This is a genomic window from Allobosea sp. BE125 (genome assembly GCF_031456075.1).
In the GTDB taxonomy this organism is placed as follows: Bacteria; Pseudomonadota; Alphaproteobacteria; order Rhizobiales; family Beijerinckiaceae; genus Allobosea.
The window spans coordinates 343,178-360,295 of sequence record NZ_JAVDTY010000004.1; the positions used below are offsets into that span (position 1 = coordinate 343,178).

16 protein-coding genes are annotated in these 17,118 nt (G+C 67.0%); 9 read left to right on the forward strand and 7 right to left on the reverse strand.

What is annotated here, in order from left to right; genetic code table 11:
• The first annotated feature begins 26 nt into the window (after positions 1-26).
• Positions 27-527 carry a hypothetical protein gene (locus J2Y55_RS12365; RefSeq protein ID WP_310152991.1) on the forward strand — a complete coding sequence of 167 codons (501 nt, stop codon included), beginning with the start codon at positions 27-29 and terminating at the stop codon, positions 525-527.
• 23 nt (positions 528-550) lie between these two features.
• Entirely contained in the window at positions 551-925 is a 375-nt protein-coding gene (locus J2Y55_RS12370) for a VOC family protein (RefSeq protein ID WP_310152996.1), read from the forward strand.
• 17 nt (positions 926-942) lie between these two features.
• Here the strand turns inward: J2Y55_RS12370 and J2Y55_RS12375 are convergent, their stop codons facing one another.
• The 3 genes from J2Y55_RS12375 to J2Y55_RS12385 form a co-directional block, all read right to left on the reverse strand.
• Positions 943-1,785, reverse strand: coding sequence for a DMT family transporter (locus tag J2Y55_RS12375; RefSeq protein ID WP_310152999.1), 843 nt, complete (start codon positions 1,783-1,785; stop codon positions 943-945).
• On the reverse strand, positions 1,782-2,285 hold the full coding sequence (locus tag J2Y55_RS12380; protein WP_310153002.1) for a GNAT family N-acetyltransferase: 504 nt from the start codon (positions 2,283-2,285) through the stop codon (positions 1,782-1,784). The genes J2Y55_RS12375 and J2Y55_RS12380 overlap by 4 nt, the downstream gene beginning before the upstream one ends.
• A 63-nt stretch (positions 2,286-2,348) precedes the next feature.
• A complete protein-coding gene (locus J2Y55_RS12385; RefSeq protein WP_310153005.1) occupies positions 2,349-3,113 on the reverse strand; it encodes a sulfite exporter TauE/SafE family protein in 765 nt (254 codons plus the stop codon).
• 138 nt (positions 3,114-3,251) lie between these two features.
• On the opposite strand from J2Y55_RS12385, the gene J2Y55_RS12390 reads away from it, so the two are divergent.
• From J2Y55_RS12390 to J2Y55_RS12400, 3 genes are all read left to right on the forward strand, one after another.
• Positions 3,252-4,682, forward strand: coding sequence for a lipopolysaccharide biosynthesis protein (locus J2Y55_RS12390; RefSeq protein WP_310153008.1), 1,431 nt, complete (start codon positions 3,252-3,254; stop codon positions 4,680-4,682).
• 52 nt (positions 4,683-4,734) lie between these two features.
• A complete protein-coding gene (locus J2Y55_RS12395; RefSeq protein ID WP_310153011.1) occupies positions 4,735-4,920 on the forward strand; it encodes an autotransporter outer membrane beta-barrel domain-containing protein in 186 nt (61 codons plus the stop codon).
• Between the two features lie 207 nt (positions 4,921-5,127).
• Positions 5,128-5,928 (forward strand): L,D-transpeptidase, encoded by an 801-nt coding sequence (locus tag J2Y55_RS12400; RefSeq protein WP_310153014.1) that lies wholly within the window; start codon positions 5,128-5,130, stop codon positions 5,926-5,928.
• A gap of 101 nt (positions 5,929-6,029) precedes the next feature.
• On the opposite strand, the gene J2Y55_RS12405 is transcribed toward J2Y55_RS12400, so the two are convergent.
• The gene (locus tag J2Y55_RS12405) at positions 6,030-6,863 is read right to left on the reverse strand and encodes a DUF2076 domain-containing protein (protein WP_310153017.1); all 834 of its coding nucleotides are present in this window, start codon (positions 6,861-6,863) and stop codon (positions 6,030-6,032) included.
• A gap of 203 nt (positions 6,864-7,066) precedes the next feature.
• Positions 7,067-7,810: a L,D-transpeptidase gene (locus J2Y55_RS12410; protein WP_310153021.1), complete on the reverse strand. Its 744-nt coding sequence runs from the start codon at positions 7,808-7,810 to the stop codon at positions 7,067-7,069.
• A gap of 624 nt (positions 7,811-8,434) precedes the next feature.
• Here J2Y55_RS12410 and J2Y55_RS12415 point away from each other — a divergent pair.
• On the forward strand, positions 8,435-10,531 hold the full coding sequence (locus J2Y55_RS12415; RefSeq protein WP_310153024.1) for a methyl-accepting chemotaxis protein: 2,097 nt from the start codon (positions 8,435-8,437) through the stop codon (positions 10,529-10,531).
• A gap of 40 nt (positions 10,532-10,571) precedes the next feature.
• Here the strand turns inward: J2Y55_RS12415 and J2Y55_RS12420 are convergent, their stop codons facing one another.
• Positions 10,572-10,985, reverse strand: a complete 414-nt coding sequence (locus J2Y55_RS12420; RefSeq protein WP_310153027.1) for a globin family protein — start codon at positions 10,983-10,985, stop codon at positions 10,572-10,574.
• A 62-nt stretch (positions 10,986-11,047) separates the two neighbouring features.
• Positions 11,048-12,442 (reverse strand): MATE family efflux transporter, encoded by a 1,395-nt coding sequence (locus J2Y55_RS12425; protein ID WP_310153030.1) that lies wholly within the window; start codon positions 12,440-12,442, stop codon positions 11,048-11,050.
• Positions 12,443-12,610: 168 nt separating this feature from the next.
• On the opposite strand from J2Y55_RS12425, the gene J2Y55_RS12430 reads away from it, so the two are divergent.
• The 3 genes from J2Y55_RS12430 to J2Y55_RS12440 all read left to right on the forward strand — a co-directional run bounded on the left by J2Y55_RS12430 (position 12,611) and on the right by J2Y55_RS12440 (position 17,010).
• Entirely contained in the window at positions 12,611-14,074 is a 1,464-nt protein-coding gene (locus J2Y55_RS12430; RefSeq protein WP_310153033.1) for an amidase, read from the forward strand.
• 154 nt (positions 14,075-14,228) lie between these two features.
• Positions 14,229-15,458, forward strand: a complete 1,230-nt coding sequence (locus tag J2Y55_RS12435) for a M20 family metallo-hydrolase (RefSeq protein ID WP_310153036.1) — start codon at positions 14,229-14,231, stop codon at positions 15,456-15,458.
• A 139-nt stretch (positions 15,459-15,597) separates the two neighbouring features.
• The gene (locus tag J2Y55_RS12440) at positions 15,598-17,010 is read left to right on the forward strand and encodes an amidase (protein WP_310153039.1); all 1,413 of its coding nucleotides are present in this window, start codon (positions 15,598-15,600) and stop codon (positions 17,008-17,010) included.
• The last annotated feature ends 108 nt before the right edge of the window (positions 17,011-17,118 follow it).

Genomic DNA, 17,118 nt, shown 5'->3' on the forward strand with positions numbered 1-17,118 from the left:
AACATGTCCTCAGCGGGAGCCCGAACATGGCAGCAGCGTCAGCGCCCTTCCTCGACATGCTTCACGCGGGTGCGCCCGCGCCTGACGGGGTCGGCGGGAGGGCGCTCTATGGCTGGCTCATCGGTGCCTGGACGATGGACGCCGTCATTCATGCCGATGATGGCGCCCGGCACGAGGCCAAGGGAAGTATCGGCTTCGGCTGGGTTCTGGAGGGCCGCGCGATCCAGGATGTCTGGATCCTGCCTGGCTTCTTCCACGGCACGACGCTGCGGGTCTACGACCCGGCGCTCGATGCCTGGCACATCCTTTGGAGCGACCCGCTGAAGCAATATTACGCGCGCCAGATCGGCCGCGCCGACGGCTGTGACATCGTCCAGCACGGCAAGACCGGGGAGGGCGTCGCGATACGCTGGCGCTTTACCGAGATCGCGCGCGATTCCTTTCGCTGGCTTGGCGAATCTTCGCCCGATGACGGTGTGAGCTGGAGGCTGCAAGCCGATGTCCAGGCACGCCGTACGACTCCCTGATCCGCTCTGAAAAGGAGATGACCATGCTTGATCATGTTTCCATCGGCGTTGGCGAGATCGCCCGCTCGAAGCGCTTCTACGATGCCGCGCTCGGCGCGCTCGGCTATCGCTGCCTCAGCGAGGACGAGGCCTCATTGGGCTATGGCCGGGACGCCGTCGCCTTCTGGCTCGGCGCGGTCGCGATGCCGGTGCCTCCCGACCCCGGCTCGAACCTGCATTTCTGCTTCATTGCACCGACGCGGCAGAGCGTGGATGCGTTCCACGCCGCCGCGATCGCGCAGGGCGGAGCGGATAACGGCCGGCCCGGCCTGCGGGAAGCCTATGGTCCCAACTACTATGCGGCTTTCGTGGTCGACCCGGACGGCTATCGCATCGAGGCTTACTGCGCCGCTGCTTGAAGTCGAGATCGCCGGCCTCAGCGCCGGCTGACCGCGATCGCGCCCGCGACGATCAGCAAGGCGCCGGCGAAGGTCGTGAACAGCGGCACCTCGCCGAACATCAGGTAGCCGAGCAGGCTCGCCCAGATCAGCGCGGTGTATTCGAGCGGCGCCAGACGTGACGCCTCGGCGCGGGCATAGGCTGAAACCAGCATCAAATGCCCGCCGACGCCCAGTGCGCCGGCCAGGGCGTAGCTCCCGATGTCGGCCCAATTCATCGGCACGAAGGCGAGCGCGGCGGGAATGGCGAGGCACAAGGCCGGCCCGCCATTTTGGAACAGCACGATGATCGCCGGATGCTCCTTCTGCGCGATGCGCCGAAGCAGGACCAGGTTGAAGGCATAGGCCACGGCTGAGAACAGGGCGGCCGCGACACCGAGCTCGGCGTTGGTGACATGGCCCTGCAGGCGCGGCCAGACCATGATGAGCATCCCGGCGAGGCCGAAGCCGAGCGCCTGGTAGACCCGTCCGCTGAGCTTTTCCTTGAGCAGGAGGGCGCCCAGCAGCGCGACGAAGACGGGCGCCAGGAAAGCGAGCGTCAGCGCCTCCGCCAGCGGCAGCAGCGAGACCGAATAGAAGAAGCTGCCGGCGGTGAGCACGACGATCGGCACGCGGATCGTATTGCCGATCACGCTTGCCCGCGTTGGGCGCGGCGGGCGGGCGATCGCGACGAAGATGAGCGCGAACAGGCTGCCCATGGCAAAGCGCATGAACAGTGCTGGGAAGAAGGGGTGCTCGCGCATCTGCCCCTTGACCACCGCATCCATGGCGGTGAGCAGCGCGATGCCGAGAATGCCGCGGAGCGCCGTTGGAAGCGTCATGCCGAGACGCCGGTCAGGCGCTTGCGGAAGTGGTATTCCCAGGTCTCGGAGACGTCGGCGAGATAGCGCGCGGCCGGCCAGCGCACGAAGCCGAGCTTCTCGTAGAAGCGGTGGCCGCGCGCGAAGCGCGTATCGGACCACAGCATCATCTCATCATAGCCGCCGGCCTGCGCGAAGCGCAGCGCCTCGGTGAACAGCGCCTGCGCCAGGCCGGAGCCGCGAAAGGCGGGGTCGGCATAGACCTTGGTGATCTCGACCGCGTTCTGCTCCGGCACGGGCGTGACGCCGAGCGAGCCGGCGATACCGCCGCCGGGCGCCTCGGCGATCCAGAGCCGGCCGCCTTTCCCGGCGAAGTGGCTGGCGGGCGCGCGCAGTTCGGGAAATTCCGACCATTCGAAAAAGCAGTTCGGATATTCCGCAAAGCTCGCGGCGATGAGGGTGGCGAGCGGCTCGGAATCGGAATCGCGGGCGTCGCGGATGGGCGGGAGCAGGGCGGTCATGGCGATCGCTTACGGCTTATGCGGCTGCACGAATAGAGTGCAGTCCCGCAAGTCGGCATTCCCTCAGCGCAACAGCGCCAGGGCCGCGTCGACCGAAAGCTTCGCGGCGGCGACCGCCAGCAGGCCGTAGCACCAGATGAACAGGGTTTTCTGGTCGAGCTTGCGATGCACGACATGCCCGAGCCAGATACCGATCGGCACGGCCGGCGCGAGTGCGAGCGCGCCCCACAGGGCCTCGGTATGTTTCAGCCCGAGCGCGAAATAGGGCGGCAGCTTCAGCCAGTTGCCGAGCGTAAACAGCGCGATGGTCGTGCCCACCAGCGTGCTCTTGGGCAGGCCGCGCCCGAGCAGATACATCGCGACCGGCGGCCCGCCCGCATGCGCGACGAAGGTGGTGAAGCCCGAGGCCGTGCCGGCGAGCAAAGCGAGCTTGCCCGAGACCGGGCGCGAGCCCGGAGCCGCGAGCCGCCCCTTCAGGAACCATTGCGCGGTGAAGGCGAGCGTCGTCAGCCCGATCACAAGCGTGACGATGCGCGGATCGATCCGGACGAAGACGAGATAGCCGATGCCGATCCCGGCGACGAGGCCGGGCAGGAGCCAGACGAGATCGGGCTTCGACCAGGTCGAGGCGCCGAAGCTGCGCAGCGCCATCATGTCCATCAGCGAGACCAGCATGGCGACCATGATCGCGGCATCGAGCGGCTCGGTGACGATCGCCAGCAGCGGAATGCCGAGAATGGCGAGTCCGCCGCCAAAGGCGCTCTTGCCGATCGCGATCACGAGCGTCGTCGCCCAGCCGACGAGGTAGAACAGCGGTTCGCTCGGCATCAGGCGGACTCGAGGCCTCGTTGCGCGGCTTCCGCTTGGAAAACCGCCCCCGGCCCGCTAGGCCAGTGAGACGGCATGATTCCGGCGCTTGCCTGAGTCGAAGGACCCTTGCCGCATTGGCGCCGAGACCGAGACGACATGACCGTCCTGCTGCCCTTCGTCATCAATGCCGGGCTGAACTTCGTCCTCGGTCTGCTCATCGCCTTCTTCCTCGGCCCGGCCGAGTTCGGCCGTTACGCCATAGGCGCGGCCATCATCGTGCTGGTCAATACGGCGCTGCTCGACTGGCTGAAGATATCGGCCTTGCGTTTCTACTCGCTGAAGACGCGCGAGACCCAGCCCGAGATCCGCGCGACGCTCGACCTGCTGGTCGCGGGCATCAGCATCTCGCTTTGCGGCCTGCTCGTCGTCGCCGTCGCGGTTGGCATCGACTTCAAATTGCCCGCGATGCTGCTCGCGGCCGCTGTGCTGGCCGGGATCGGCGCCGGGCTGTTCGACTATCACGGGGCGATCGCCCGGGCGCGCTTCCTCGACGCCGCCTATGCCCGGTTGGTCATCGTCAAGAACGTGATGGCACTGATCCTGATGGTCGGCGGGGCCTGGCTGACGCGGGATCCGACCGTGGTGCTGCTCGGCGGACTGCTCAGCGCCGCAGTCTCGCTCCTGGCGGTGCGCCGCGCGCTTGCCGATGCGCCGCTCTCGTTCGCCGCCGCGCGCAAGGACGTCGCCTGGAGCTTCTTCGTCTACGCGCTGCCGCTCGTCGCCGGCAATGCGATCTATTCCTTGATCCCGCTGCTCAACCGTTCGCTGCTCGCCGATGCGCAGGGCTATGCCGAGGCCGGCTATTTCTCGCTGGCCTCCGATATGGGCTTGCGCCTGTTCGGGACGCTGGGGGCGACGCTCGAGATCGTGCTGCTGCGCGAGATCATCCGCCTCGACGAGACGCGTGGCCGGATCGCTGCGCAAAAGCGCATCGCCAAAAACGTCCTGCTCGTGCTGATGGTCGCCTTGCCGATCGCGGTCGGCCTGTGGATGGTGCTGCCGGCCTTCGACCGGTTGATCGTGCCGCCGAGCTTCCAGGGCAGTTTCGCCAACTATATGGCGATCCTGATCCCGGGCTTCGCGGCGATCACGATCTTCCAGGCGGCCTTCTATCCGGTCTTCCTGATCGGCAAGCGCACCGGCATCGCGACGCTCGCCGCATTGCTTGGGCTTGGCGTCAATCTCGCGCTCGGGCTCGGCCTGGCGTCGACGATCGGGCCAGCCGCCTATGCCTTCGGCCAGACGGCCGCCTTCCTCGTCGTGCTCGCGGTGATGGCGACGGCGGCCTTGCGCGTGCTGCCGGTTTTGCCGCCGCTACGCGATTGCGCCCTCGTCGTTCTGGCGGCAGCTGTGATGGCGGCCGTGATCTGGCCGCTGCGACGGCAATTCTCCGCCCCGGTCGAACTGGCCTTGCAGATCTCCGTTGGTGTTGCGGTCTATGGCGCACTCATCCTTGCCTGCGATGTCGCGCGCTGCCGCACGACGGCGCGGCTCTGGTGGGCGACCCGGCGAATCGGGCGCAGCTGAGAGGCCCCTTGGACGCTTGAAGCGAGAGCGAAGCGTACAGCGCAACGTGGCGTTGCGCCGCGTTTATAAAAAGCCGGAGAACATCAAATTCGATGGCACCTCGCTCGAGATCGGCGGCGTCATCGCCAAATTGTCGTCGGCCGTGAGCCTTTACGCTGCAGGCGGCTACACAACTGCGCTGGACGGCAAGGACCGGCGCTCGGTGCAGGGCAATCTCGGTCTGCGCGTGACCTGGTGAGGAAGGCTTTCAGACGCAACGTCGCCGCGTTCCCGGTCAAGGCAAAGCAACGCTTCGTTCACCCTGTCCCTTGCCGGATCGCTAAGGTTAATTCGTTGATTTAACAGAATTAACCGCCCGCCGCGCGCCGCAGAGTCAACGATTCACCATTCCTTCTCCTGCTGCTCGGCAGGCTCTCCGGCAGGTTGATGTCGAGAGAGTTGCGTCATGCGTCCAGTCCTTCTCCTGCCGCTCGCCGCCCTTGTGCTGAGCGGGCCGGCCCTGGCCCAGAACTATGCCCAGCCGCTGCCGGGCGATCCGATGGCGACCGCCGCCTCGGGGCGGGGCAGTTACGGCGGCGGTTTCATCGAGATGCTGATGACCGGCCGCGATCCGACGCCGATGGGCCGGGGTGGGGCGGTCTATAATCGCCCGGGCGCCTACGCCACCTATGGCCGCGGTACCCAGTCGTCGGCCTATCCCGCCGATCCCTTCGAGCCTGCGGCCCAGCCGCGAGCGCCCGGCCGCCGCATGGCCGCGCTCGGCGAGCCCGCCGAGATGGAGCGCCCGATCGAGCGCGTCGTCGATCCGCGCTTCCGCAAGCAGGAGGTCGCCTATGACGGCCCGCACAAGCCCGGCACGATCATCATCGACACGCCGCAGCGCTTCCTCTTCCTGGTCCAGCCGGGCGGGCGCGCCTTGCGCTACGGCATCGGCGTCGGCCGCCCCGGCTTCTCCTGGGCGGGCATGAAGACGGTCAGCCGCAAGGCGGAATGGCCGAGCTGGACGCCGCCGGCCGAGATGCTGAAGCGCCGCCCCGACCTGCCGCGCTTCATGCAGGGGGGGCCTGAGAACCCGCTGGGCGCGCGCGCCATGTATCTCGGCTCCACGCTCTACCGCATCCACGGCACCAACGAGCCATATACGATCGGCCAGGCGGTCTCTTCGGGCTGCATCCGCATGACCAATGACGATGTCACGGATCTCTATGAGCGCGTCCGCGTCGGCGCGAAGGTGCTGGTGATCTGAGGCGCACTGCCTTCGAAGGTTAGGAAAAAGCGGAAGCCCGCCCGGCGCGAACCGGGCGGGCTTCCATTTTTATCGACGCTGCGCTTCAGCGGCGCGCGCGATCAGGTCCAGCTATCGTCGTCGTCCCCGGCGAAACTGGAGCCGTCGTCATAGCCGTCATCGGCCGGTGTGTCGGTGCTGGCGTTCTGGTAGTTCGCCGGGTCGGACGAGCCGTCATTATAGTTGGCGTTGTCGCCGGCATTCTGCGTGCTGGCGGCATCGTTGCCCTTGGTGGCGTCGGGCGTCGGCGGGTTAAGCTTGGCACTATCCGAGATCGAGTTCAGATCACCCGCCTTGGCCGCTCCCGCGCTCGCGCCGTGACCGCCGAAGGCGTTGGTCAGGACATTACCCAGCACCATGCCGCCGGCGACGCCGGCTGCGGTCGTCAGCGCGCTGGCCATGAAGCCGCCGCCACGCGCAGCGGGAGGTTGCTGCGCCGCCTGGCCGGCCCAGGGACCGGGCTGCTGCGGCTGCATTCCAGGCTGCATCGGAGCAGACTGCATCGCATTGGGCTGGGGACTGTTCCAGGCCGGTGAAGGCTGCCCGGCTCCGCGTTGCGGAAAGGCGGGAACGGAGCCAGGGCGCTGCGACGCATCCGGGGGCTTCGTTCCGCTGCCGAAGATGCCGGAGAGGAACCCGCCGGATTGCGGCGGAGCCTCTGCTGGCCGGTTCTGCAGATCGCGGATTTGCGCCTGCAGATCATCGACCTGCGCCTGCAGGTTGGTCAGCGCTTGTTCCTGCACATAGACGGCCTGCGCCATGGCGTAGGGCGCATAGGGCTGCTCGCGCAGGCGGTCTGAGATGAAGCGCTCAGCCTCGGGGTCGCGGGGCTGGTTGGCCGCCTGTTTCAGGCGGTCGAAAATCCCGGCGATCACGTCGCGTTCTTGCGGCGTCATCGTCATCTCCTCTCGTTCTGGGCGGCGCGGTCGCGCCGCCGCATCAAGAGGTGGTGGGTGCGTGTGACGGTATCAAGGCGGCGCCGGAAACCGTCATCTGGAGAGCCTTCGAGCGAAGTCGATGCCGGTCTCGTGAAGAAAGCGCGTCAAGGTGAAGTCTGGTGGCAATGTCCGATCCGGTTTGATCGGACATTGCCCTCGCCTCACATCGTGTCGGAGGTGAACTCATCGAAGTTCTCGCCGGGTTCCGGCGTCAGCAGAGTGCCGCGGTTCAGCACGACGACGGTCGTTCCCGTCGGCACGCGGCTATGCAGGTCGATGATGTCCTGGTTGAACATCCGGATGCAGCCGCTGGAGACCGACTGGCCGATCGACCAGGGCTCCGAGGTGCCGTGGATGCGGTACATCGTGTCGCGGTCGCCCTGGTAGAGATAGAGCGCGCGCGCGCCGAGCGGGTTGTCGAGGCCGGCCTGCATGCCGCCGGCCCAGGGGCGGTTCTTTTCCGGGTCGCGCGCGATCATCGCGGGCGTCGGGGTCCAGCGCGGCCAGGTTCCCTTGCGGCCGACGGTGGCGCGCCCGCGCCAGGACATGCCCTGCTTGCCGACGCCGATGCCGTAGCGGATGGCGCGACCGTTCTCGCGGACGAGATAGAGGAAGCGGTTGTCGGTATCGACGACGATCGTGCCGGGCCGTTCGCGGGTCGGATAGGACACCTCCTGGCGCAGGAATTTCGGATCGACCTCCGAAACATCGGTCGCCGGCAGCGGATAGGTCTCATCGGGCTGTTCGCCATACATGGCGAGGTATTCGGGGCTGACGCCGGGCGCGTGCGCCGCCTCGAAGGGCTCCTGCCGCGTGCTCACGCAGGCCGCGAGCAGAAGGGGCATCAGCAGCGCCGCGAGGCGCTTCAGGGGGAGGCTGGCGAAGGCGGAGGGCACGAAGGACATGGATGGGGGCTCGATGCGTGAATCTGGCGGGCGGCGACGGAAACCTAGAGCATTGCGCAAAAAAATGGGTACCGGTTTTTCGCGTGAGCAATGCTCTAAACTTTTAGAATCGATCACGTTTTCTCGCCTTCGGGCGGAACCGTCCGAATGCGACCTGATCTAGGAGCGACGCGAAGTTCCACGCCATACCCCGATGCCTCTTTCAAGGTGTGCGAGATGGCCGTGGGGTGAACAGTGCGTGGCGAAATTGTGGCGGATACGAGCTGTGACGAATCAGCAACAATCGCAGTCTCTATGCGGGTGGCGCAGAACGTCGCGCACTCATTGCGGGAAATTGCTGACCGTAAACGGTTTCATCGGGCTTCGAACAGGGGGAAGAGCTCTGATTTTAAGCGTTTGTTTAGCGATTTCACCGCGAATCCTAATGATGTCGCAACGTCACGGCGGCGATCGATGCTCCGGCTTCCGCCACAGAGGCGGGGGGTCGCGCATGGCTCGGATCTCCTGGACGCATTGCGGCAGCGACCATGCCGATGCCTAACCATCTCAAAAAATCCGGCTGGGTCAGATGCGCCAGAGATGCGCCCCGATTCAGCGGACCAACAGGCCGGGGAGGCCGGGTCCTTGAAGTCCATTCGCATCAAGATCGTCGCGATGCTGGCGATCGTCGCAGCCGGCGCCATCGCCTCGGCCGGGCTCAGCCTCTACGCATTGTCGCGGGCCAACAACCTCAACCAGCGCTCGAGCGTACAGGGCGACATCGCGCTGCTGACCGAGAGGCTCAACGGCCTCGTCACCGGCGTGGTGATGGATGCGCGCGGCATCTACATGTCGAAAACCGCGGCGGAGGCAGAGCCTTACGCCAAGGGCATGGAGAGCCGCTTTGAGCCGTTGCGCAGGCTGACTGTCGATCTGAGACGGCTTGCTTCCGCAGATGAGCGTGTGGCGCAGATCGAAAAGGCGATCAGTGAGTTCATCACCTTCCGCTCGGAGACGATCCGCCTTGGCCGCGAGGTCTCGACGACGGCGGCGAATGCCCAGGGCAACAACGAGCTCAACCGCGCCAACCGCAAGGCGCTGAACGACGTCCTCGTCGCGTTCGGCACGCAGAATGAGACGGTCGGCAATGCGCTCGGACAGGAGGCCGATGCCTTCACCAAGCAGGTGCAATGGATCTTGCCGACCGTGCTGCTGTCGGCGCTGCTGGCGTCACTGGCCGCGGCGTTGCTGTTCGCACAGCGCTCGATCACACGGCCACTGGTTGATCTGAGCGGTGTCATGCAGCGCCTGACCGCCGGCGACACCAAGGTCGATGTGCCTCATGTCGTGCGCCAGGACGAGATCGGCGCGATGGCGCGCGCGGTTTCCGTGCTGCGCGAGAGCACCGAGCAGGTCGCGATGCTTCAGGAGCAGGAGCGCTCGGCTTCCGCTGCTCGCCTGGCGCGGGCGCAGTCGATGGAGGCGGTGGTCTCCGATGTCGGCGATGTGGTCGCGGCTGCGGCGTCTGGCGATTTCTCGGCGCGGCTCGAGATCGAGCATGCCGATGAGCAGATGCAGAAGCTCGTCGCCGGCATCAACGAGATCAATGCGGTGGTGGATTCAGCCACATCCGAATTCGCGGCCGCCCTGCAGGCGGTGGCCGGCGGCGACCTGACCTCCCGGATCGAGACCGCCTATCGCGGCAAGTTCGCCGAGCTCAAGGGCGCGATCAACGAGACGGTCGACCGGCTGTCCACGACGGTGCGCACGATCCAGACGACCTCTGCGGATGTCGGCTTGGCGGCGCGCGAGATCACCATGGGCGCCGACGACCTGTCGAAGCGCACGGAAGAGCAGGCCTCGTCGCTGGAGGAGACCGCGGCCACGACCGAGGAGCTCGCAGCCTCGGTGAAGGCCTCGGCCCAGGCCTCGAAGCAGGCGGCCGCGATCGCGACCGAAGCGATGCAGGCGGCGCAGTCGGGCGGAACGATCGCGACTGAAGCGGTCGCCGCCATGGCGCGCATCGAGAGTGCCTCGCAGAAGATCTCCGACATCATCCGGGTGATCGACGACATCGCCTTCCAGACCAATCTCCTGGCGCTGAACGCGGCGGTGGAAGCGGCGCGTGCCGGCGATGCCGGCAAGGGCTTTGCCGTGGTCGCCTCGGAAGTGCGCACCTTGGCGCAGCGCTCGGGCGCCGCCGCCAAGGACATCTCCGGCCTGATATCGTCCTCCAACATGGAGGTCGGCGAGGGTGTCAAGCTGGTGCGCCAGGCCGGCGATGCCCTGACCCAGATCCTGGCGGCTTCGCAAAAGGTCGCGGCCACCATCGCCGAAATCTCGGCGGCCTCGGGCGAGCAGGCCAATGGCATCGACGAGATGAGCCAGGCCGTCGCCCATCTCGACGAGATGACGCAGGCCAATGCGGCGCTCGCCGAACAGAGCGCGGCCTCGGCCGGGTCGCTCTCGGGCCGCATCGTCCAGCTCAACGAGCTGGTCGCCGCCTTCAGGACCGGCCCTGAGGGCGCGACCGCCTCATCGGCCAGCTACGCCCCGGCGCCGCGCCCGGCTGCCAGGGCAAACGCTACCCAGGCTCATGAACCGGCCTCCGAGCCCGCGCGCCTGCGCAAGCTCGCCGAGGCCGCCTTCGGACAGGTCAGGGCGGCGACGCCGGAGAGACCTGCTCCGGCGAGGAAAGCCGTCAATGGCCGCGCCAGCGACGCTGGCTGGGAAGAGTTCTGAGACAGAAAGGACCGGCCTATGACGGCCGGCGCCTCCTCGTTCACTCCGCGTGGCTCGCAGCGATCATGACGTTGGCGATATCGGTGTAGAGCTGCGTCCAGGCGCGCTCGAGGCGCGGCGTGAACTCGTCGCCCAATGAGGTCCGGAGCGTCCAGATCAACGCCTCTCCGACACTGTCGTAGTGGCTGTCCTTGACGCCATAGCCCTTGTGCTGGCGGCCGAGCTTGCGCAGCAGGATGGCGAGCCCCTCCCGGTCCTTGAGCGTGGCGATGGCGACCGTCAGCATCTCCATCAGCTTGACGCTCTGCGCCTTCATGTCACCCTTGAACAAGGGCCTGACCTCGGGCGCGATCTCGAAGAGCCGGTTGTAGAAGATCTCTCCGGTCTCGGCCTTGCGGCGGTGGAGATGGGCGAAACTGTCCCGGATGCGTTGAACGTCGTCGTCCTTGTACATGAGCTGCCCCCCAAGGCGGAACGTGCGACGCAGTGATGATAGCACGGATCGCGCCGATGCAATCAGGGGGTGGTGACGAGGCCGAGCCTGTCGCGGGCCCGCCAGCGGCCGAGCATCAAGACCGCGACGATGGCGAGCGCGATCGCAAGCCCGATCCAGATGCCGATGCCGGCGAGCGGCGTGAAGAAGCCGAGCGCGATCGAAAGCGGCAGCCCGATCGCCCAATAGCCGAGCCCCGCGAAGAGCATCGGCACCCGCGTGTCGCCGAGTCCCCTGAGGAGGCAGGAGCCGACGACCTGCGCCCCGTCGGCGATCTGGAAGATCGCGGCATAGAGCAGGAAGGACGCCGCCAGCGCCGCGACTTCGGCTGCGCCGGGCTTCTCGACATCGAGGAAGGGAACGACGAGCCATTGCGGCGCGAACAGCATGACGAGCGCGGTCAGGGCCATGAAGCCGATGCCCAGCACGAGCGCCGTCGCGCCGGCCCGCGAGACGCCGTCCCTGTCGCCGGCGCCGAAAGCCCGGCCAACCCTGACCGTGGCCGCCTGGCCGATGCCCATCGGCACCATGAAGGTCAGTGAGGCGATCTGGATCGCGATCGCATGGGCCGCGAGCGAGGCCGGGCCGATCAGCCCCATCAGGAAGGCCGCGCCATTGAAGATCGCGACCTCGAAGGCGAGCGTCGTGCCGATCGGCAGGCCCATCCGCCAGAAGGCCCGAAAACGCGGCCAGTCCGCCACCCAGAAACGGCCGAACAGGCGGTAGCGGCGGAAGCGCCGGTCGAAGCTGACGACCAGGCCCAGGCCGAGCATCATCAACCCCGAGGACAAGGCCGTCGCCAGCCCCGAGCCCGGCAGGCCGAGCGCGGGAAAGCCGAGCCGGCCGAACATCAGGCACCAATTCGCCAGCGCGTTGAAGCCGACGGCGAGCAGGACGACGACAAAGGCCGCGAAGGGGCGTTGCAGCGAGGCAACGAAGCCGCGCAGCACGAGAAAGAGAAAGAACGGCAGCAGACCCCATTGCAGTGTCCGCACATAAGAGGCTGCAGCCTTTGCCAGCGCCGCGTCTTGGCCCATCGCGCGCAGGATCGCCTCGGCCTGCCAGAGGAACAGCCACATCGGGCCGACCAGCGTCACGGCAGCCCAGAAGCCCTGCCGCACCGTGCGGCGCAATTCGCGCACGGCGTGGCGGTTGCGGCCAAGCTCGATCGAGATCATCGGCGACACGGCTGCCATGACGCCGATGCCGAAGATCAGCACGGCCATGTAGAGATTGGAGCCGAGCGCGCCGGCGGCCAGGGCATCGGGGCCGAGATGGCCCATCATCATCACATCCGTCGCCGTCATCGCCGTCTGCGCGACATTGGTCAGCACCAGCGGCCAGCTCAGCGCAAGCATGGCCCTGGCCTCGGTGAGCCAAGGGGCCGTCTGGCGGAGCGGGAGGGCGAGGTCTGACATGGGGCGTCGCTTTTAGCCGCCTTGGTCGTTGGGGAACAGCCGCCTGCACGCCGGGCCGTCCCGCGTGATGCGCCCTCCGCACAGGCTCTGCCCGGAAACGCCGCTGGCGGGGTGCGCGGGCTGCGGCCATCATTGGCGCGATTCTTCCGGGCAGGAGACAGGCCAGGCATGCCAGATACAGTCAGCAGTGCGGCGACCGGCGATATCGTGGCGCTGGATGCGGTCGCGCTTTCGCAGGCGATCCATGCGCGAAAGCTCTCCTGTGTGGAGGTGATGGCGGCTTTCCTCGACCAGATCGAGCGGCTGAATCCGCGCGTCAACGCGATCGTGGCGCAGCGCGAGCGCGGCGATCTGCTGAAGGAGGCGGCGGTGCTCGATGCCGAGCTCGCGGCCGGCCATTCGCGCGGCTGGATGCACGGCTTCCCGCAGGCGATCAAGGACCTCTCCGCCGCCAAGGGTTTTGCGACCACGCAGGGCTCGCCGCTGTTCAAGGACATTATCGCGCAGACCGATGCGATCTTCGTCGAGCGGATGAAGGCCGCCGGCTCCATCATCATCGGCAAGACCAACACGCCCGAATTCGGGCTCGGCTCGCAGACCTTCAATCCGGTCTTCGGGGCGACGCGCAACGCCTATGACCAGAGCAAGACCTCGGGCGGCTCCAGCGGCGGGGCTGCGGTGGCGCTGGCGCTGCGCATGCTGCCGGTGGCCGATGGCAGCGACCATGCCGGTTCGCTGCGCAATCCCGCCGCCTTCAACAATGTGCTGGGCCTGCGCCCGAGCTATGGCCGGGTGCTGTCGGGCACGGATGAGGTCTTCATCCCGCAACTGGGCGTCGCCGGGCCGATGGCGCGTAAAGTCCGTGATCTCGCGGCGCTGCTCGCGGTTCAGTCCGGCTATGATCCGCGCGTGCCGATGTCGCTGCGGGAGGATCCGGCGGTCTTTCTCGGGCCGCTGGAGCGCGACGTCGCGGGGTTGAGGATCGGCTGGCTCGGCGATCTCGGTGGCCATCTGCCGATGGAGGAGGGCGTTCTCTCCCTGTGCCGGCAAGGCCTGGCGGCGTTCGAGGGCATGGGCGCGGTTGTCGAGGACGTCGCGCTCGGCTTCGATCCGGAATCGATCTGGCAGGCCTGGCTCAAACTGCGCGCCTGGCAGGCGGGCTCGGGCCTCGCCCCCGTCTATGCCGAACCTGCCAGCCGCGACCTGCTCAAGCCCGAGGCGCGCTGGGAGGTCGAGCAGGGGCTCAAGGTCTCCGCCTTCGAGGTGATGCAGGCGTCTAATCTCCGCTCGCGCTGGTACCAGCATCTCCATGGGCTCTTCGGCCGCTACGATATCCTGGTCCTGCCCAGCGCCCAGGTCTTTCCCTTCGCGGTCGAGACGCCATGGCCCAGGGAGGTCGCGGGCCGCGCCATGGACACCTATCACCGCTGGATGCAGGTGGTGATCCCGGTGACGATGTCGGGCTGCCCGGCGCTCAGCGTGCCCGTCGGCTTCAATGCGGCGGGCCTGCCGATGGGCATGCAGCTCTGGGGGCCGAACCAGTCCGAATTGCTGCTGCTCCAGGTGGCGCAGGCCTATGAGGGCGCGACCGGCTGGGTCGACAGGCGCCGGCCCGGCTTGCTCGGCGGGTGAACGGCTTGCATCAATAGCGTTTTCGAGCGAAGTGGACACCGGTTCGCGTTTAGAAAACGCGTTAAAACAAGGAGATAGAGTAATTGAACGATCCGATTGGATCGGAAATTGCTCTTGCCTGCCCGGCGATGGCCTTCACGGAGATTTGAGACGAATGAGCAGCAACCTGCGGATCGATGGCGCGCGGCTGGTGTCGCGCCTGACGGCGCTCTCGATGATCGGCGCGACGCCCGAGGGCGGCTGCCGGCGCCTCGCCTTGACCGATGAGGACAAGCAGGGCCGCGATTGGCTGGTCGGGCAGATGCAGGCGCTCGGGCTCGAGGTGAAGATCGACGCGATCGGCAACATCGTCGGCATCCTGAAGGGGCAGCAGGAAGGGCCGGCCGTCATCATGGGCTCGCATATCGACACGGTCGGCACTGGCGGACGCTTCGACGGCGCGCTCGGCGTCATCGCCGGCGTCGAGGTGCTGGCGGCGCTGCGCGATGCCGGGCTCATGCCCAAGCGCGACATGGCCGTGATCGCCTTCACCAATGAGGAGGGCGCGCGCTTCCATCCCGACATGCTCGGTTCCTATGTCTGGGCCGGCGGCATGAGCGTTGCGGCGGCCCATGCGGAAACCGATTCCGAGGGCGTTGGCCTCGGCGCCGAGCTCAAGCGCATCGGCTATGAGGGGCAGGAAGCGCCGGGCTTCCTGAAAGCCCATGCCTATCTCGAAATGCATATCGAGCAGGGGCCGGTCCTCGAGAGCGAAGGTGGCGGGCTTGGCGCGGTCACCGGCATCCAGGGGATCTGCTGGCTCGAACTGACGCTGAAGGGCCGGCCGAGCCATGCCGGCACGACGCCGATGGCCTATCGCAAGGATCCAGGCCTGGCGGCGGCGCGGATCAACATCTTCGCCAATGAGTTGACCAAGACGATCCCGGGACAGCTCGCCAATTCCGGCGTCATCCGCGTCCAGCCCGGCAACGTCAATGTCGTGCCCGAAACCGTGGTGATGTCGCTCGACCTGCGCAATCCGCTCGACGCACCGCTGGCGCAGGCCGAGGCTGCGGTACGCAAGTTCTGCGCGGAGCTTGCCGAGCGTGATGGCATCGCGATCAGCTTCCGCGATCTTGCCCGCTTTCCGGCGACACCCTTCGCAGAGGAGCTGATCGCCAGCGTCGAACAGAGCGCGGCCGAATTCGGCCTGCCGATCCGCCGCATGATCTCGGGCGCGGGGCATGACGCGCAGATGATGTCGCGCCTGTGCCCGACAGCCATGGTGTTCATCCCCTCGATCGGCGGGCTCTCGCACAACCCGGCCGAATTCAGCACCGACGACGACATGGTCGCCGGCGCCAATGTCCTGCTCAGCGCCGCCTGGCGCGCGGCGAATGCGTGATGTCGAACTTTTCCGTCATTGCGAGGAGCGTGAGCGACGAAGCAATCCAGGAGGGCTCGCGCGAACCTCTGGATTGCTTCGCTGCGCTCGCAATGACGGCGTTTCGACACTGAATGACGAAGACATAAAGGAAACGACCGTGACCGACATCTCCTCTTTGTCCGCCGCCGAACTCCAGCCCCTCTATGCCAGCGGCGCGCTCTCGCCCGTTGAGGTGACGAAGGACGCGCTTGAGCGCATCGAGCGCTTCGAGCCCGAGGTCAACGCCTTCACCGTGCGCGACGACAAGGTCACGCTCGCCATGGCGGAGGCCGCCGAGGCCCGCTATCTCAGGAAAGAGCCGCTCGGCCCGCTCGACGGCGTGCCCGTTACCATCAAGGACAATATCGGCGTCGCCGGCTGGCCGATGCGGCGCGGCTCGGCCGTGGCCTCGGGCGCGCCCTGGCCCGAGGATGCGCCCGCCACCGCCCGGCTGCGCGAGGCGGGCACCGTCTTCCTCGGCAAGACGACGATGCCGGAATATGGCTGGAAGGGCGTCGGCGATTCCCCGCAATCGGGGATCACGCGCAATCCCTGGGGCACGGGAACTGGCCCTGGCGGCTCGTCGTCAGGCGCCGCCGTTTGCGCCGCGCTCAATCTCGGCTGCATCCATATCGGCTCGGACGGCGCCGGCTCCGTGCGCATCCCCGCCGCCTTCACCGGAGTGGTCGGCCTCAAGCCGACTTTTGGCAGGGTGCCGGCCTTTCCGGTTTCGACGATGGGCTTCCTCGCTCATCTCGGCCCGCTGACCCGCACCGTGACGGACACTGCGCTTGCCATGAACGCGATCGGCCGGCCCGATGCCCGCGACATGACGGCCGTGCTCAGCGAGACACTGGACTATGTCGCCGGCCTCTCCGGCGGGGTGAAGGGGTTGCGCCTCGCCTGGTCGCCGAAGCTCGGCGGCGATGTCGCCGTCGATCCTGAGATCGCGGCGCTCACGAAAGCGGCAGCAATGGCGTTCAGGGAGCTTGGCGCGACGGTCGAGGAGGTCGATCCGGGCTTTGCCGACCCGATCGAGACCTTGATGACTCTGTGGGGGGCGGGAGCAGCGCTCGCCTTGCGCAATGCCGGCCCGGACGACCGCAAGCGGATGGATCCCGGTCTCGTCGCGGTGGCGGAAGCCGGCGAAAAGGTGTCGGGCACAGCCTATGTCGATGCGCTGCTCAACCAGCGCAATGCGCTTGCGCATCGCATGGCGCAATTTCATGCACGCTTCGATCTGCTGCTGACGCCGACGCTGCCGCTGCCGGCCTTCGAGGTCGGGCGGGACACGCCTGCCCATGGCGGCTATGGCGAGGACTGGACGCGCTGGACCCCGTTCACCTACCCCTTCAACATCACGCAGGCACCGGCGATTTCGCTGCCTTGCGGGTTGACGAAGGCGGGCTTGCCGGCGGGCCTGCAGATCGTCGGCGCTTTCGGTAGGGATGCGCTGGTTTTGCGCGCCGCGGCGGCCTTCGAATTTGCAAGGCCTTTTGCGCGGGTCGATGCGCCGATCAAAACGATTTAATCCTTTAATTCGCAATTTTCTGCCTGCAACGCTGCGGAGCGGGCAGAGATTGCCGAATTCCATGCGCTTCCAGCGGTTCAGTCCCGTTTGGCACGAAGTCTGCAAGCT

Excerpts from the sequence above, each read along its gene's own strand:
- J2Y55_RS12365 (WP_310152991.1), top strand. The coding sequence starts at position 27 with ATGGCAGCAGCGTCAGCGCCCTTCCTCGACATGCTTCACGCGGGTGCG.
- J2Y55_RS12370 (WP_310152996.1), top strand. The coding sequence starts at position 551 with ATGCTTGATCATGTTTCCATCGGCGTTGGCGAGATCGCCCGCTCGAAG.
- J2Y55_RS12375 (WP_310152999.1), bottom strand. The coding sequence starts at position 1,785 with ATGACGCTTCCAACGGCGCTCCGCGGCATTCTCGGCATCGCGCTGCTC.
- J2Y55_RS12380 (WP_310153002.1), bottom strand. The coding sequence starts at position 2,285 with ATGACCGCCCTGCTCCCGCCCATCCGCGACGCCCGCGATTCCGATTCC.
- J2Y55_RS12385 (WP_310153005.1), bottom strand. The coding sequence starts at position 3,113 with ATGCCGAGCGAACCGCTGTTCTACCTCGTCGGCTGGGCGACGACGCTC.
- J2Y55_RS12390 (WP_310153008.1), top strand. The coding sequence starts at position 3,252 with ATGACCGTCCTGCTGCCCTTCGTCATCAATGCCGGGCTGAACTTCGTC.
- J2Y55_RS12400 (WP_310153014.1), top strand. The coding sequence starts at position 5,128 with ATGCGTCCAGTCCTTCTCCTGCCGCTCGCCGCCCTTGTGCTGAGCGGG.
- J2Y55_RS12405 (WP_310153017.1), bottom strand. The coding sequence starts at position 6,863 with ATGACGCCGCAAGAACGCGACGTGATCGCCGGGATTTTCGACCGCCTG.
- J2Y55_RS12410 (WP_310153021.1), bottom strand. The coding sequence starts at position 7,810 with ATGTCCTTCGTGCCCTCCGCCTTCGCCAGCCTCCCCCTGAAGCGCCTC.
- J2Y55_RS12420 (WP_310153027.1), bottom strand. The coding sequence starts at position 10,985 with ATGTACAAGGACGACGACGTTCAACGCATCCGGGACAGTTTCGCCCAT.
- J2Y55_RS12425 (WP_310153030.1), bottom strand. The coding sequence starts at position 12,442 with ATGTCAGACCTCGCCCTCCCGCTCCGCCAGACGGCCCCTTGGCTCACC.
- J2Y55_RS12430 (WP_310153033.1), top strand. The coding sequence starts at position 12,611 with ATGCCAGATACAGTCAGCAGTGCGGCGACCGGCGATATCGTGGCGCTG.
- J2Y55_RS12435 (WP_310153036.1), top strand. The coding sequence starts at position 14,229 with ATGAGCAGCAACCTGCGGATCGATGGCGCGCGGCTGGTGTCGCGCCTG.